Source organism: Pseudomonas sp. Sample_20 (assembly GCF_004307585.1).
GTDB classification, from domain to species: Bacteria; Pseudomonadota; Gammaproteobacteria; order Pseudomonadales; family Pseudomonadaceae; genus Aquipseudomonas; species Aquipseudomonas atacamensis.
Genome location: NZ_RCOA01000020.1, coordinates 175,268 through 191,264, shown reverse-complemented (window position 1 = coordinate 191,264; position 15,997 = coordinate 175,268). Strand labels below are relative to the sequence as shown.

Sequence of the window (15,997 nt, the reverse complement as noted above, 5' to 3'; positions counted from 1 at the left end):
TTGATCCCGTTATGACCCAGAATTTATGTTCTCAGAAGCCCCCCTGTGGGAGCGAGCCTGCTCGCGAACAAGGTCGGAACGACCTTGCTCAATCGTCCAGCGCTTTCACGGCCTTGGGCGACAAACGCAGACTGCGCAGACTGCGCTTCACGCTCTTGAGGTGATTGACCAGGCTCGGCCCGCGCGCCATGGCCACGCCCATCGCCAGCACGTCGATCACCACCAGGTGGGCGATTCGCGAGGTCAGCGGCGTGTAGATTTCGGTGTCTTCATGCACATCGATCGCCAGATTGACGGTCGACAGTTCGGCCAACGGCGTCTGGCTCGGGCACAGGGTGATCAGCGATGCCCCGCTCTCGCGAACGAGGTTAGCGGTGATCAGCAAATCCTTGGAGCGCCCTGACTGGGAAATACAGATCGCCACATCGGTCGGCTTCAGCGTCACAGCCGACATCGCCTGCATGTGCGGGTCGGAGTACGCCGCCGCGGTCAGCAGCAAACGGAAAAACTTGTGCTGTGCATCCGCGGCCACCGCTCCGGAAGCACCGAAGCCATAGAACTCGACACGCTGCGCTTGGGACATCAGCGTCACCGCGCGTTGCAGCTCCACCGGGTCGAGCTTCTCGCGCACTTCCATCAGGGTGTGCAGCGTGGTGTCGAAAATCTTCAGGCTGTAGTCGGCGACGGAGTCATCTTCGTGGATCGCGAACTGGCCGAAGCTGGCGCCGGCGGCCAGGCTCTGAGCCAGTTTCAGCTTGAGATCCTGAAAGCCGGAACAACCGATGGCGCGGCAGAAACGCACGATGGTCGGCTCGCTGATACCGACGCTGTGAGCCAGGTCGGCCATGGAACTGTGCATCACTGCCGCAGGGTCAAGCAGCACGTGGTCGGCGACCTTGAGCTCCGACTTGCGTAACAGGTGACGTGACTGGGCGATGTGTTGCAGCAGATTCAAGGGGCTGGACTCTTCTTGTGGGCAAGGATGTAGCAAGCTTGTAGTTATACTACATGAATGGGCATTTTGCCTGCTCAATGCGTAACTCGATGTCCCGGCATCAGGCGCGCTGAGGTGCATGTAGCCCTTACTGCGGATTGGCCTGATCACGCAAAAGCCCGGCCAGACGGGCAGCGTCCACCGGCCGGCTGATCAGATAACCTTGCACTTCGTCGCAGCGTTCGGCGCGCAGAAATGCCAGCTGATCCTCACGCTCGACGCCCTCGGCCACGACTTTCAGGGCCAGCCCGTGGGCCATGGCGATGATCGCGCGAGTGATCGCTGCGTCCGCACTGCCCTCGCTCAAGCCGCGAATGAACGCCTGATCGATCTTCACGTAATCCACCGGAATGCGCTTGAGGTAACTCAACGACGAATACCCGGTACCGAAATCATCGATCGCCAGTTTCACCCCCAGATCGCGCAGTTGCTGGAAGGTCGCAATAATGTGTTCGACGCTGTCGAGCAAATGACTTTCGGTCAGCTCCAGCTCGAGGTAGTGCGGCGCCAGCCCGGTTTCTTCCAGCACCTGCCGGACCAGACTGACCAGTTTGCCCTGACGCAGCTGATGCACCGACAGGTTCACCGACACGCGGATCGGCGCCAGGCCCTGGCGCTGCCATTCGCACGCTTGCCAGCACGCCTGGCGCAAAACGAACTCGCCGATCGGCCCGATCAGACCGGTCTCTTCGGCCAGGCCAATGAAATCCGCCGGCGGCACCTGGCCCATGCTCGGATGATCCCAGCGCACCAGCGCTTCAGCGGCATTCATGCGGCCGGTTTGCAGGCACAGTTTCGGTTGGTAGAACACCGTCAGTTGCTGTTCTTCAATGGCCCTGCGCAGGTGGTTTTCCAGCTGCAAACGTTCGAGTGTGCTGGCTTGCAGGCTGTCGGTGAAGAACTGGAAATTGTTGCCGCCCAGATGTTTGGCATGTTGCATGGCCATGTTCGACTGGCTGACCAGCGCCGAGATCTCACGCGCGTTGTCCGGCAACAGGCTGATGCCCATCGAAGCGCTGACCACCAGTTCATGCCCGTCAACGCTCAGCGGCAAACGCAGCTTGGCCGACAACCGCGTCGCTACCCGTGCCAGGCTCGACAGATTGCCGTAGGCATCGAACAGCACGGCAAATTCGTCACCGGACAGGCGCGCAATGGTGTCGGCTTCCGGCAAGGCATTGACCAGCCGCCGCGCCATTTTTTGCAGCAGCTGATCGGCGACTTCGTGGCCGAGGCTGTCATTGAGCAATTTGAAGCGATCGAGATTGATGTGCAGCAACGCCAGACTGCGGCGCCCGCCCTGGCGCACCCGCTGATGGGCTTCGTGCAGGCGCTCGCGGAACAGCGAACGGTTGGCCAGGCCGGTGAGCTCGTCGTAATGGGTCAGATAGCGCAGGCGTTCTTCCGAGGCCCGCCGCGCCGAGAGATCGGCGAAGAAGCCGACGATGTGGCTGACATTGCCACGGCTATCACGCACGGCATTGAGTTGCAGCCACTGCGGATACAGCTCGCCGTTCTTGCGCGTCTCCACCAGTTCGCCCTGCCAACTGCCGTACTGCTCCAGCGCATGACGGATCGCCACATAGTGACGACGGGCATCGCGGCTGCACGGCAACTCGACGACGTTGCGCCCGAGCATGTCGTCGATCTCGTAACCGGTGACCCGGCTGAACGCCTGGTTGATCGCAATCAGCGCGTAGTCCGGGTCGAGAATCACGATGCCTTCGCTGGCCGCTTCGAACACCGTGGCCGCCAGCCGCTGCTGCTCTTCGAGGCTTTTGCTGGCGCTGATATCGCGGCGAGTGCCGACCATGCGGATCACCCGGCCGCTGGCGCTGCGCTCCACGGCACGGCCACGGTCCTCGATCCACACCCAGTGGCCGTCGCCATGGCGCAGGCGATATTCGACCTGATAATCCTCGGTACGCCCCTTCAAATGCTCGACCAGGGCGAACTTGAGTGACGGCACATCTTCAGGATGCAGTCGTGGCTTGAGGTCGCGCAGCAGCGCCGTGACGTATTCCGGGGCGAGGCCGAACAGTTCCTGAATCTGTGTGTGGTGGACTTCGTCGGTCTGCAGGTTCCAGTCCCACAATCCGAGTTCACTGGCCTTGAGTGCCAGCGCCAGGCGCGCTTCGCTTTTGCTCAGGGCCTGATTGGCGGCATCCAGTTCGCGGCTGCGCTGGGCCACGCGATCTTCGAGATCGACCTGCGCTTCACGCAATTGCGCCTCGGCACAGCGGCGCTGTTCGATCTCTTTGCCCAGCTCCTGATTGAGTTGTTCGCTGCGCGTCTGCGCTTGCTGCAAATGCTCGATCAGGTGCTGATTCTGGAAGCGCCGAAGCAATCCACGGTCGATCAGCCGATTGACCTGCCATGCCACCACACTCAGAGAACCGAGCAGGATCAGACCCAGCCAGCCCCAGCCCCGTGCCTGATCGTCGCCGCCCCAGAACAGGTAGCCGATCGCTGGCAGCAGGCACGGCAAGGTAAACGAGAGGAACGCCGGCAGGCTCACCGCGTAGGCGACGCTGGCCGACAGCGTTGCCGCGCCGATCAGGCCGAACACCCAGGCTTGCTGCATGAAGTTGTCAGCGGGTACCAGAGCGATGCCGGCTCCGGCCAGCGTCAGGCCGGTCATGGTCGAACCGAGCAGGAACATGCGGAACCAGATCGGCTGGGCCTGACGATCGGGAATCGCCGAATCGAACGCGGCTACCTGAATCACCCGCAGCGCGACCAGCGACAGCAGCCACACCAGCCAGACGCTGACCACGAAGTAGCGCTGCGGGCTCCAGAGCAAAGCGGCGCAGACCAGACCATTGATCAACATGAACAGCGTGGGCAACAACGAGCCCTGATACAGCAGACGCGTGCGCTCAACCGCCATTTCGACGGCATAGTGCTTGCGGATCACCCGGGGGTCCACGGAGGGCCCCGACAGTTCGGCGCTGAGGATCATGGGCAACGTTCTTGTTCTTATAAGGAGGGCGTGCGCCCGAAACGTGCACGGAGCATACACAAGCCGATCCCGATGCCAAACTGCTGCGGATCACAATTGCAGGGAAATTTTCCGCTGCTTGCGCACCGCTGCAACCCCTCAGGCGAGACAGGCCGAAGCCTGCAGCCAGTGACCGACCGGTCGTCATCGGCAGCACTTTCATCGGCTAATGCAACGCACGGTTTGCCCGGGCCTGCGGCGCACCCTAGAATGCCCCGATGCGCGATGATCTCTCCCTTCTGCTGAACTCCCTCAACGATGCCCAACGCCAGGCCGTAGCAGCCCCCGTTGGCCGTCAGTTGGTCCTGGCCGGCGCCGGTTCCGGTAAAACCCGAGTGCTGGTGCACCGTATCGCCTGGTTGATCCAGGTCGAAAACGCCTCGCCTCACTCTATCCTGTCGGTGACCTTCACCAACAAGGCCGCTGCCGAGATGCGCCATCGCATCGAGCAGTTGCTGGGCATCAACCCGGCCGGCATGTGGGTCGGCACCTTCCACGGCCTCGCGCACCGCTTGCTGCGGGCGCACTGGCAGGAAGCGGGCCTGAGCCAGACCTTCCAGATTCTTGACAGCGATGACCAGCAGCGTCTGGTCAAGCGGGTGATCCGCGAGCTGGGTCTGGACGAGCAACGCTGGCCGGCGCGTCAGGCGCAGTGGTTCATCAACGGCCAGAAAGACGAAGGTCTGCGGCCGCAACACATTCAGGCCAGCGGCGACCTGTTCCTCGCCACCATGCGCGGCATCTACGAAGCCTACGAGTCGGCGTGCCTGCGGGCTGGCGTGATCGATTTCTCCGAACTGCTGCTGCGCGCCCTCGATCTGTGGCGCGATCACCCCGGCCTGCTGGCGCACTACCAAAAGCGCTTCCGGCACATTCTGGTCGACGAGTTCCAGGACACCAACGCCGTGCAGTACGCCTGGTTGCGCCTGCTCGGCAAGGGCGGCGACAGCCTGATGGTGGTCGGCGACGACGACCAGTCGATTTACGGCTGGCGCGGGGCGAAGATCGAGAACATCCATCAGTACTCTTCCGACTTCCCGGACTCCGAGACGATTCGTCTGGAACAGAATTACCGCTCCACCGCCGGCATCCTCAAAGCCGCCAACGCTTTGATCGCCAACAACACCGGGCGTCTCGGTAAAGAGCTGTGGACCGACGGTGGCGACGGCGAAGCGATCAATCTGTACGCCGCGTTCAACGAGCACGACGAAGCCCGTTACGTGGTGGAAACCATCGAAAGCGCGCTGAAAACCGGTCTGGCCCGTAGCGATATCGCCATTCTGTACCGCTCCAACGCCCAGTCGCGGGTGCTTGAAGAAGCCCTGCTGCGCGAGCGCATCCCGTACCGCATCTATGGCGGTCAGCGCTTCTTCGAGCGCGCGGAAATCAAGAACGCCATGGCCTACCTGCGTTTGCTTGAAGGTCGCGGCAACGACGCGGCGCTGGAGCGAGTGATCAACGTACCGGCGCGGGGCATCGGCGAGAAAACCGTCGAAGCGATCCGCGAGCATGCGCGGCACAGCGATGTGTCGATGTGGGAAGCGATGCGCCTACTGGTGGCCAACAAAGGCCTGACCGGGCGCGCCGCGAGTGCGCTCGGTGCGTTTATCGAACTGATCGAGAACCTCGCTGCCAAGTGCGCCGAGATGCCGCTGCACCTGATGACGCAAACCGTCATCGAGCAGTCCGGCCTGATCGCTTATCACGAAGCGGAAAAAGGTGAGAAAGGCCAGGCCCGGGTAGAAAACCTTGAGGAACTGGTCAGCGCCGCACGCAACTTCGAGAACACCGAAGAGGACGAAGAACTCACGCCACTGGCGGCGTTCCTCGGCCACGCATCGCTGGAGGCCGGCGACACTCAGGCCGACGAGCACGAAGACAGCGTGCAGCTGATGACCCTGCACAGCGCCAAAGGCCTGGAATTCCCTTACGTGTTCCTCGTGGGCATGGAAGAAGGCCTGTTCCCGCACAAAATGAGCCTGGAAGAACCGGGGCGTCTTGAAGAGGAACGGCGTCTGGCTTACGTCGGTATCACCCGGGCGATGCAGAATCTGGTCATGACCTATGCGGAAACCCGGCGCCTGTATGGCAGCGAAACCTACAACAAGGTGTCGCGTTTCGTACGGGAGGTGCCGAAAGGCCTGATTCAGGAAGTGCGCCTGTCCAATAGCGTCAGCCGACCGTTCGGCGGCAACCAGTCGATGAGCGGCAGCAGCCTGTTCAGCGGCAGCGAGATTCCGGAAACCGGTTTTGTACTCGGTCAGGCCGTACGTCACTCGATCTTCGGCGAAGGGGTGATCCTCAACTTCGAAGGTTCCGGCGCCCAGGCCCGGGTGCAGGTGAACTTCAGCGAAGGCAGCAAGTGGCTGATGCTCGGCTATGCCAAGCTGGAAGCGATCTAACCACCAGCACTGAACCCATGTGGGAGCGAGCCTGCTCGCGAAAGCGCTGTGTCATCAAGCATTCATTTGCCTGACACGACGCCTTCGCGAGCAGGCTCGCTCCCACAGGTTATGCGGCGCAAGTGCATCAATCCCTCTGAACCTATCGCCTTTTCCTACAGACAAAAGTACATCGGCTGATTGCCTCGCCAAGCTGAACGCAACCTGTCAGGCAAAAGCCCGAAACACTCTCTCGCTAGCCAGTAACACTTCAGCTGTGCAACATGGCGCGCGTGTCTCCACAAAACGGGAATACCCTTTATGAAACGTTTTCTTAGCATCGCCATGGCGTTGTGCATCGGCCTGACGATGAGCCTCGACGCCAACGCCAAGCGCTTTGGTGGTGGCAAAAGCGCCGGCGCTGCGCCGACGCACCAGACCAGCCAGATGGCTCCTTCTTCTCCAGGCGTGGGCGGCGCAGCAGCGACCGCTGGCGCTGCCGGTGCTGCTGGCGCCGCGGCCAAGGCCGGCGGTGCTTCGCGCTGGCTCGGCCCGCTGGCGGGCATCGCCGCCGGCGGCCTGCTCGCATCGATGTTCATGGGCGACGGCTTCCAGGGCATGCAGATCTTCGACATCCTGATCATGGCCCTGATCGCGTTCGTGATCTTCCGCTTCATCGCCGCCCGTCGTCGCAAGCAGCAGGAGCAATTCGCTCCGGCCGGCGCGCCGATGCAGCGTGAAGTGTTCGAGCAGAAGCCTGCCGCCATGGGTTCGATCTTCGGTGGTTCGGCCGCTCCGGCTGCTGCCCGTCCGGTGATCAATGCACCGGCCTGGTTCAACGAACAGCGCTTCCTTGAAGCTGCGCGCAGCCACTTCCAGTCGCTGCAGCAGCACTGGGACGCCAACGAAATGGACAAGATCGCCGAGTTCGTGACCCCGCAAATGCTTGAGTTCCTCAAGCGTGAGCGTACGGATCTGGGCGACGGCTTTCAGTCGACCTACATCGACAACCTGCAGGTACAACTGGACGGCGTCGACGATCGTGCCGACAAGACCATCGCCACCCTGACCTTCACCGGCGTGTCGAAAACCTCGCGTTTCGACCAGGGCGAAGTGTTCAGCGAAAGCTGGAACATGGAACGTCCGCAGGGCGACAACCAGCCTTGGCTGGTCGCCGGTATCCGCCAGAACGGCTGATCCCTGCTGCGCTTCACTTGCGGTAACAGAACCCCGGCCTCGGCCGGGGTTTTTCATTTCACGGTTGCATCTATGGCGAGCTACTGTATAAACCGGCCCATATAAACCGCGCCATTCAGCAAGAGGATCCCGGACGTGGAAGAAATCATCGAACAACTGCGCGAAGCCAACGAACCCGTGCCGGTTCCTTTGGAATTGCCTGACGAAGACCTGCTGGTGGAAATCGAAGAACAACTGTTCATCGACATTCCATTCGTCTTCAAAGAATTTTTGCTGACCGTCAGCGATGTGGTCTATGGCAGCCTCGAGCCGGTGACCGTCACCGACCCGCAATCGCACACCTATCTGCCGGACGTGGCAGCCAATGCATGGGATGTGGGTGTTGATCGCAGCTTGATCCCGATCTGTCAGGACGGCGATGACTACTACTGTGTCGAAGAAGACGGCACCGTGGTGCTGTGGCAGGCCGAAGAAGAACTGATTGCCGAAGAAACCTGGGAATCGGTGTGGCACTGGGCGCGGGACGTCTGGCTGGAAAGCTGATCCGCCACATGCCCCGGCTGGTCAATGCCCCGACGACTCCTTGTGGTTGTCGAGGGTTTCCAGCAGCGCCACCTGCATCCGCGTATGCACGCGGATGAACCAGCGCCACAGCAGCGCCGCTACGGCGGCCGCGACGACGGCGATCAGCACCAGCAGCTTGTTGGTCGGCAGGATACTGGCCGACAAGGCTGCCAACAGCAGGAAAATCACCAGCAGCGAGAGAATCGGGATCACTTCGGCGATCACCCGGCGCACTCGCTGCGTGTGACGCCCGGCCATCTCCGGCTTGACGCCCATCTCCGCCAGCAGCATCGACAGCGCCTTGAGCTTGCGATAAGCCGCGATCAGAAATGGTAGCGAGACCAGCAACGCCCCGCCCCAGATCAGTGCCTTCTGCCAGCTCGGATCGCTGATCCAGTCCTGCAGCCACAACGAGATGCGCTCGGCGAAGTATGCGCCGGCAAAAAAGATCGCAATCACCAGTGCCAGATTGACCCCGACCTGCAACAGGATCCGCCGGATCATCGACGCCAGCAGCGCGCCCTCACCTTGCGGCTGGATGCTGCGCAACCATTCGCCATACATGCCGAGCACACGCCCGAGACGCTTGGGCACGACTGCCGAGAGCTTGATCGACAACGGATCCGCCGCGCGAATCAGGTACGGCGTCAGCAGTGTGGTGATCACCGACACGGCTACGGCGACCGGGTAGAGGAAGTTGCTTGTCACCTGCAAGGTCATGCCCAGCGCGGCGATGATGAAGGAAAATTCGCCGATCTGTGACAGACCCATGCCGACCCGCAGTGAGGTCCGTCCGTCATTGCCGGCGATAAACGCACCGAGGCCGCAGGACAACATCTTGCCCAGCACCACGGCCACGGTGATCACCGCGATCGGCCAGGCATATTCGATGAGAATCAGCGGGTCGAGCATCAGCCCGATGGCGACAAAAAAGATCGCACTGAACAGGTCGCGAACCGGCTCGACCAGCCGTTCGATTTTCAGCAATTGCCGGGACTCGGCCATGATCGCGCCGATCAGGAAAGCGCCGAGCACCATGCTGTATTCGAGCTTGACCACCAGCAGACAGAAGCCGAAACACAGGCCGAGCACGGTGATCAGCAGCATCTCGTTGCTTTCGAATTTCGCTACATAAGCCAGCAGACGCGGCACCAGCAGGATGCCGATGACCAGCGCAACGATCATGAACAGCGACAGCTTGCCGACCGTGGAGAAGACTTCGCCCGAGCTCACCGTGCCGCTGACGGCGATGCTCGACAGCAGCGCAATGATGCCGATGCCAAGGATGTCCTCGACAATCAGCACACCGAAGATCAACTGCGCAAAGCGCTCGTTCTTCATCTTCAGGTCATTCAGCGCTTTGACGATGATGGTGGTTGAGGAGATCGCCAGAATCGCGCCGAGGAACAACGAATCCATGGTGTTCCAGTCGAACCAGCGACCGATTTCGTAGCCGATCCAGATCATCAGGATGATCTCGAGAAACGCGGCAATGAACGCCGTTGCCCCAACCTTGAACAACTTGCGCAGGCTGAACTCCAGGCCAAGGCAGAACATCAGGAAGATCACCCCGAGTTCGGCCAGGGTCTTGATGGTTTCTTCGTCGTGAATCAGGCCGAACGGCGGCGTATGCGGGCCGATGATGAAGCCGGCGACGATGTAGCCGAGCACCACCGGTTGCTTGAAACGATGAAACAGCACGGTTACCACGCCCGCGACCAGCATGATCACTGCCAGATCCTGAATGAAACTGATGGCATGCATGGCGTGGGCTCCTTGATGACGAGGCGCGCGGACAGACGTCAGAGTTCTGCGCGAGCAGGGTAAAAATCCGCTTTTAATGTAGGAATTGCCCTTGGGCAGGGCTTTTGCAGGTTAACACCGCGACTTCGCTCTGGAAGCCGGTGCAATATATGGAAACAGATCGCTACCAGCGTGACGGCGGCCCGCCGCGCGGCGTCCCGATAACGGTGCTTTTTGAAAAGCCACCAGGTGCCCGCAGAGGCGCTTCCTGCAATCAGCCTTGATCCGTGAGAACGTTATGGAACCCGGAAACGCCCAGCTGTCGATGACGGTACTGATGACCCCCGACATGGCCAACTTCTCTGGCAATGTCCACGGCGGCACCCTGCTCAAATACCTCGACGAAGTGGCTTACGCCTGCGCCAGCCGTTATGCCGGGCGCTACGTGGTGACCCTGTCGGTGGATCAGGTGATTTTCCGCGAGCCGATTCATGTCGGCGAACTGGTGACGTTCCTCGCCTCGGTCAACTACACCGGCAACACGTCGATGGAAGTTGGCATCAAAGTGGTCACCGAAAACATCCGCGAACGCTCGGTGCGCCACACCAACAGCTGCTTCTTCACCATGGTCGCGGTGGATGATCAGCGCAAACCGGCCGCCGTGCCGCCGCTTCAACCGCAGAACAGCGAAGATAAGCGCCGCTTCATGCAGGCGCAGCAGCGCCGGCAGATTCGCCAGGAGCTGGAGAAGCGTTATCAGGAGATCAAGGGCGACGCCTGAGCAGCCTTGATTGATCGCTTTCGCGAGCAGGCTCGCTCCCACATCTGGAATGCATTCTTCCTGTGGGAACGAGCCTGCTCGCGAATAAAGACGACCCGGTCTCAGAGACTGATCGCTGTAGCCTCGAACTTCACCCGCGGATGCGCAATGCGATCCTGCGCCCGCACCAGTTGCAGCTCGTAACTGGCGCACGCCTGGGTTTCGAGCAACACCTCATGCACTGCCGCTGCGGTGAATTCGAACGCTGCCAGCAGGCTGTCGCCCAGCAACACCCGGGCCAGGAACAGACCAGAGGTCAGATCGCCGACGCCCACTGGCTGACGTGGAAACGCCAGCAACGGACGGCGCAAATGCCAACTGCCCTCAGCCGTCACCAACAACATTTCGAAGCCATCCGCCGGTTTGCCCGGGTAATCCAGGTGCTTGACCAGTACCGCTTTCGGCCCGCGCGCCAGCAGCGCCCGTGCCATCGCCAGGCAATCGAACAGCGACTGCGGCTTGCGCCCGGAAAAACTGTCCAGCTCCAGCTGGTTCGGGCACATGATGTCCGCCACGGCCGCGGCCTCATCCAGGAGGAAGTCGCTGACCTCGGTGGGCACGCTGCAGCCTTTCTCCGGATGGCCCATCACCGGATCACACAGATACAGCATCTTTGGATTGACCGCTTTGATCCGCGCCACACCGCTGAGAATCGCCCGTCCCTGCGCGGCGCTGCCGAGATAGCCGGACAGCACCGCGTCGCAATTGCCCAACTCGCCAATTGCGGCGATGCCTTCGATCAGCTCGGGAATCTGCTGCGGCGCCAGCACTTCACCGGCCCACTGACCATACTGGGTGTGGTTGGAGAACTGCACGGTGTTGAGCGGCCAGACGTTGACCCCGACGCGCTGCATCGGAAAAACCGCAGCGCTGTTGCCGGCGTGGCCAAACACCACGTGGGACTGGATGGCGAGCAGATGAGGCGTACGTTTCATTCGGGTCATTCCGTAAAACGATTGAAATTCAAGCCGCGCAGTATGCGACGAAACACAGCCTGTACGACAGACCGGCGAGACAGTTAAGCTGACGCCATCATTTGGAGTTCGATGTAGATGCTGACCCTGGAAAACATCTTCGTGCTGATGCTGTTCGCCGCCGCTGGTGCCTGGCTATGGCACAACCACGGCTTGCGCGAGCGCGCGCTGGAGCGGGTCAAGCAGCATTGCACCAATGTTGGCGTGGAGCTGCTGGACGGTAACGTCGCGCTGAAAAAAATCGGTCTGATCAGGGATGCCAACGGTCGCCGGCGACTGGCGCGGGTCTACAACTTCGAGTTCACCGTGACCGGCGAAAGCCGCCACAACGGCACCGTCACCCAGTTCGGCGCGCACAGTGCGCAGATTGAACTGGCGCCCTACCCGGCGCCGTTCGACGACACGCCGCCGGTGGTCGAAGTGCACAAGCCTCGCGCCGAAGTCATCGAGCTGAGCCAGTGGCGCCAGGAACATACCAAGTGGAAGCCTTGAGCTGACTCACTGAATCCGGCATTCAGCCAAACCGGCTTGCAGCTGTTCGATGTTCTGCGGTTCAGCGAAGATCAGCTCGATTCTTGAGTCTTTTCGCCATTCGCTGGCTTGCCAACTCAGCTCGGCATGCTCCAGCGCATTGCCCGCAACCCAGCCATCCGTGCTGTGGATAACCAGTTTCGCCCGCTTCCAGTCCAGCGCGCTCAGCCAATAGGCGATGCGTGCTTGATCAAATACCTGCCGCGGATGCCAGCGCCAACCGATGCTCCACCCACCCTCCTGCGCCTGATTTAAGCAAATCGGTTCGGCCGGATCGCTCCAGACTGCTGGCAGCTGTGCCAATCCAGTGGGCAGCGGCAGATGCCCTGCGCCTTCGTTCGCTTTTACTGCCAGCCCCGGCAGCTCGCTCAGAGGCAGTTGCGCTTGCTGCGTCCAGATCAGTCTGACGGGCGGCAACTGGCTGGCGATTTTCTCACGAGCCGTTTCATCAAGATCCTGCGCCTTGTTCAACAGCAGCAAACCCGCGCTCGCCAACGCTTGCTGCTGGGCGTCCGGCAAGGCTCTACCTGCGTGCAATGCCTGAGCGTCCAGAACCAGCACACAGGGCTGAACCGCCAGCACGCCCAGCCACGGCGCCTCGTTCAATTGCTTGAGCAACTGCGCCGGATGGCCCAGCCCGGATGGCTCGATAAACAGTCGATCCGGCCTGGCCTTGCGCAGCAGGCGGCCGAGGCCGATCTGGAATGGCGCGCCATTGACGCAACACAGGCAGCCCCCGGCCACCTCACCCAGTGCGATACCATCGGCGTCATTCGTCAGCAATGCAGCATCCAGACCGATCTGGCCGAACTCGTTGATCAGCACCGCCCAGCGCTCGTCCGCAGGCCGTTGCGCCAGCAACTGGCGAATCAGGCTGGTCTTGCCGGCGCCCAACGGGCCGGCGATGACGTGGGTCGGAATGTTCTGCAACATGGCGGGTACTTTCTGCGGACAGTTATTGAGGAGATCGAAGATGCGCTGGTCGGGATGGTCGATGCTGTTGGCGCTGCTGTCGAGTGAAGCGTGGGCTCAGGCCTGCGTGGTGCACACACAGGGCGAACGGCTCGACGTCAAAGTCTGTCAGCAGAACCGGACGATTCCGCAGAAATTGTTCAATGACGGCTTCTGCCAACCGACGCTGGCCGGGCAGAAGGTCGAGGTGCAATACGTCGACCAGTGCCCCAGCGGCGCTTTCGGCGTGTGCAGCAACGCGCAAGTCGCCAATATGCCCTATCGCCAGGATATCCACTATTACGGCGTGGCCACTGACGCTGCGTATCTCAAGCCATATTGCGAAGGCCAGAGTCAGGGCGCCTGGCGCAAGCCCTGATGTGTCAGCCGAGCCAGTCGAGGGTCAGCAACAGACGGCGTTCACCGGGTGCCGGTTGCGGCGAACGATGGATCAGGCCGAAGCCTTCATTGCCGTGCCATTTTTCGCCTTTGAGCAGCGCGACGTCGCCGCTGTTGAGCTGACGAATCGACGCTGGATCTTGCGGTTCGGCATTGGCCTGGCCAAGTTGCAGGCGATCCATCGCGCCCTCCTCAAGCCATTGGCTGCCGATGCCAGCGTAAGTAGTGATCAAGCGCACCGGCACGTGATCGACGTGGAAGCGCGGACACATGGCCTTGTCCAGCACACGCAAACGCACGCCGATACGCCGCGCCCCCAGCAGGCAGGCGAAGGCACTGATCAGCCATTTGAGATCGCTCATGAAACCTTCGAAACCTTGCAGATCACGCAGCCCTGCAGCCAGACCGGCGAGATCCGGTTCGGCATCTTCGTCGGGCAATTCCAGACACAGCGACTCGGCCAAGGGCTCGTTGAGCGACAGCACCAATTGCGCAAAATCGGCAATGTGCACGGGCAGCTGACGTTGCCAGACGGCCAGATTGGTCTGGTCTTCCAGGATTCGCGTCAACGTTTCCGGTGTCAGCCCTTGGTGATGACGGGTAAGAAGCGGCTGATCTTTGGGTGCGAGCATCAGGCGGCCTCTTCGTGCCAAGGACCGAATGGATCAGGCAGCAAGCGCCAGCCTTCTACGCCCGTTGCCATTTCTTCGTCGGTCAGCAGACAGGCATCGAGTTCGGCGGAGAGCTGTAGGAAATCTATGTTCTGACCGATGAAAACCAGCTCCTGGCGGCAATCTCCTACGCTTGGAATCCAGTTTCCCATGATCGCCTGGACGCTTTCCTGATCCTGCGGCCATTGATTTTTTGGAACGAAACGCCACCAACGCCCGGCAAAGCCATGCCGCATCAAGCCGCCTGCCTGGGACCAGCTACCGGCGTCGGTGGGTTTGCTGGCGAGCCAGAAGAAGCCTTTGGAGCGCAGCAGCTTGCCGTTCAGCCAAGGCCGATCGATGAAGCTGAAGAAGCGTTGCGGGTGAAATGGCCGGCGCGCGCGGTAGGCCGTCGAGGCGATGCCGTATTCCTGTGTTTCCGGGACGTGCTCACCGCGCAATTCCTGTAGCCATCCGGGCGCTTGTGCGGCCTGATCGAAATCGAAACGACCGGTGTTGAGGATTTTCTCCAGTGGGATTTCGCCCATCACCATTGGAATGATTTCAGCCTGGGCATTGAGGCGCTTGAGGATGGCGGTGAGTTCTTCACGCTCGTGCTGACTGATCAGGTCGATTTTGCTGATCAGCAGGACGTCGGCGAACTCGATCTGCTCGATCAACAGATCGGTGATGGAGCGCTCGTCTTCTTCACCGAGGATTTCGCCGCGAGAGGCAAGACTTTCGGCTGCCTGGTAATCGAGCAGGAAATTCACACCATCGACCACGGTGACCATGGTATCGAGGCGAGCAATGTCGGCGAGGCTTTGTCCCTGTTCATCACGGAAGGTGAAGGTTTCAGCGACCGGAAGCGGTTCGGAAATGCCGGTGGATTCGATCAGCAGGTAATCGAAACGATCCTCGCGAGCGAGTTTGCTGACTTCTTCCAGTAAATCTTCACGTAACGTACAGCAGATACAGCCATTGCTCATTTCGATGAGTTTTTCCTCAGCGCGGTTCAGGCTGACATCGCGCTGGACTTCACTGCCATCGATGTTGATCTCGCTCATATCGTTGACGATCACCGCAACGCGCAAGCCGTCTCGGTTACGTAGTACGTAATTCAAAAGTGTACTTTTTCCCGCGCCGAGAAATCCTGAAAGTACGGTGACGGGCAATTTGGCTGACATTGGATAATCCTCATAAATGGCAGCCGATTTGCGCTTTGAGGAGCGCTTGGCGTGTTGCGCTTCATTTAACCGGGTCAAAGAAGGCATACGATTGTGATCGGCAGCTCAGGCTGGTTGCGATTTATGTTATAGTATAACAACTTTAGTTTGCCAGTCCGACAGAGGAGATTTCGCAAATTGCTGCACCACCGATCGTGGAAACTCGCAATGAACAAGGGGTTGAAATGCCTGCTTTTGAGCTTTGCCATGTCGCTGGCCAGCCAAGCACAGGCGCACATGCCGGGGCCGGCGCACTGTACGCGCAGCGCTAATCTGCTGGCATGCGTGGACGCCGACGGCAATGCCTATAGCGTCAATACGGTAGGCACCACGCTTTACCTGCGCGGATTCGAGAAGGACGGCCATCGCTATTGGGCGCAAACCAACAGCCGCTTCGGCCAATTGACCTTTTTTACCGGCATCGCCTCCGATGGCGAGGCTTGGGTTGGCTACACCCGTCGTGTCGGCTGGACAACCATCAACCGCTTCTCCAGCTCGGGCGGTAGCAGCGCAAGGTTCACTTGCAGCCGGATGACGGGCTGCTAGTGAAAACCTTTTCATGAAAA

14 protein-coding genes are annotated in these 15,997 nt (G+C 60.7%); 7 read left to right on the top strand and 7 right to left on the bottom strand.

The window, feature by feature from the left end; all coding sequences use genetic code 11:
• Positions 1-88 precede the first annotated feature (88 nt).
• On the bottom strand, positions 89-955 hold the full coding sequence (gene hexR / locus D8U70_RS04530; protein WP_007962240.1) for a transcriptional regulator HexR: 867 nt from the start codon (positions 953-955) through the stop codon (positions 89-91).
• Positions 956-1,082: 127 nt separating this feature from the next.
• A complete protein-coding gene (locus D8U70_RS04525; protein WP_130928389.1) occupies positions 1,083-3,956 on the bottom strand; it encodes a GGDEF domain-containing phosphodiesterase in 2,874 nt (957 codons plus the stop codon).
• A gap of 257 nt (positions 3,957-4,213) precedes the next feature.
• Here D8U70_RS04525 and uvrD point away from each other — a divergent pair, with 257 nt between their 5' ends.
• From uvrD to D8U70_RS04510, 3 genes are all read left to right on the top strand, one after another.
• Positions 4,214-6,397 (top strand): DNA helicase II, encoded by a 2,184-nt coding sequence (gene uvrD / locus D8U70_RS04520; RefSeq protein ID WP_110644548.1) that lies wholly within the window; start codon positions 4,214-4,216, stop codon positions 6,395-6,397.
• 300 nt (positions 6,398-6,697) lie between these two features.
• Positions 6,698-7,573 (top strand): Tim44 domain-containing protein, encoded by an 876-nt coding sequence (locus tag D8U70_RS04515; RefSeq protein ID WP_130928388.1) that lies wholly within the window; start codon positions 6,698-6,700, stop codon positions 7,571-7,573.
• Between the two features lie 135 nt (positions 7,574-7,708).
• On the top strand, positions 7,709-8,116 hold the full coding sequence (locus tag D8U70_RS04510; RefSeq protein ID WP_038359443.1) for an SMI1/KNR4 family protein: 408 nt from the start codon (positions 7,709-7,711) through the stop codon (positions 8,114-8,116).
• Positions 8,117-8,137: 21 nt separating this feature from the next.
• Here the strand turns inward: D8U70_RS04510 and D8U70_RS04505 are convergent, their stop codons facing one another.
• Positions 8,138-9,901, bottom strand: coding sequence for a cation:proton antiporter (locus D8U70_RS04505; protein WP_041476574.1), 1,764 nt, complete (start codon positions 9,899-9,901; stop codon positions 8,138-8,140).
• A gap of 277 nt (positions 9,902-10,178) precedes the next feature.
• Between D8U70_RS04505 and D8U70_RS04500 the strand changes: the two genes are divergently transcribed.
• A complete protein-coding gene (locus D8U70_RS04500; protein WP_016772447.1) occupies positions 10,179-10,661 on the top strand; it encodes an acyl-CoA thioesterase in 483 nt (160 codons plus the stop codon).
• A 101-nt stretch (positions 10,662-10,762) separates the two neighbouring features.
• Here D8U70_RS04500 and pdxY read toward each other — a convergent pair whose 3' ends face one another.
• The gene (pdxY, locus tag D8U70_RS04495) at positions 10,763-11,635 is read right to left on the bottom strand and encodes a pyridoxal kinase PdxY (protein WP_042608042.1); all 873 of its coding nucleotides are present in this window, start codon (positions 11,633-11,635) and stop codon (positions 10,763-10,765) included.
• Positions 11,636-11,752: 117 nt separating this feature from the next.
• Between pdxY and D8U70_RS04490 the strand changes: the two genes are divergently transcribed.
• Positions 11,753-12,166 (top strand): DUF3301 domain-containing protein, encoded by a 414-nt coding sequence (locus D8U70_RS04490; protein ID WP_038861179.1) that lies wholly within the window; start codon positions 11,753-11,755, stop codon positions 12,164-12,166.
• A gap of 6 nt (positions 12,167-12,172) precedes the next feature.
• On the opposite strand, the gene D8U70_RS04485 is transcribed toward D8U70_RS04490, so the two are convergent.
• Complete coding sequence (locus D8U70_RS04485; RefSeq protein WP_130928387.1) at positions 12,173-13,138, bottom strand: CobW family GTP-binding protein; 966 nt, start codon at positions 13,136-13,138, stop codon at positions 12,173-12,175.
• Positions 13,139-13,178: 40 nt separating this feature from the next.
• Between D8U70_RS04485 and D8U70_RS04480 the strand changes: the two genes are divergently transcribed.
• Positions 13,179-13,535, top strand: coding sequence for an NADH:ubiquinone oxidoreductase (locus tag D8U70_RS04480; RefSeq protein WP_130928386.1), 357 nt, complete (start codon positions 13,179-13,181; stop codon positions 13,533-13,535).
• Positions 13,536-13,539: 4 nt separating this feature from the next.
• Here the strand turns inward: D8U70_RS04480 and D8U70_RS04475 are convergent, their stop codons facing one another.
• On the bottom strand, positions 13,540-14,187 hold the full coding sequence (locus D8U70_RS04475) for a DUF1826 domain-containing protein (RefSeq protein WP_130928385.1): 648 nt from the start codon (positions 14,185-14,187) through the stop codon (positions 13,540-13,542).
• Entirely contained in the window at positions 14,187-15,392 is a 1,206-nt protein-coding gene (gene zigA, locus D8U70_RS04470) for a zinc metallochaperone GTPase ZigA (RefSeq protein ID WP_130928384.1), read from the bottom strand. The genes D8U70_RS04475 and zigA overlap by 1 nt, the downstream gene beginning before the upstream one ends.
• Positions 15,393-15,599: 207 nt before the next feature.
• Between zigA and D8U70_RS04465 the strand changes: the two genes are divergently transcribed.
• Entirely contained in the window at positions 15,600-15,977 is a 378-nt protein-coding gene (locus D8U70_RS04465; protein WP_122748244.1) for a glutamine synthetase, read from the top strand.
• The last annotated feature ends 20 nt before the right edge of the window (positions 15,978-15,997 follow it).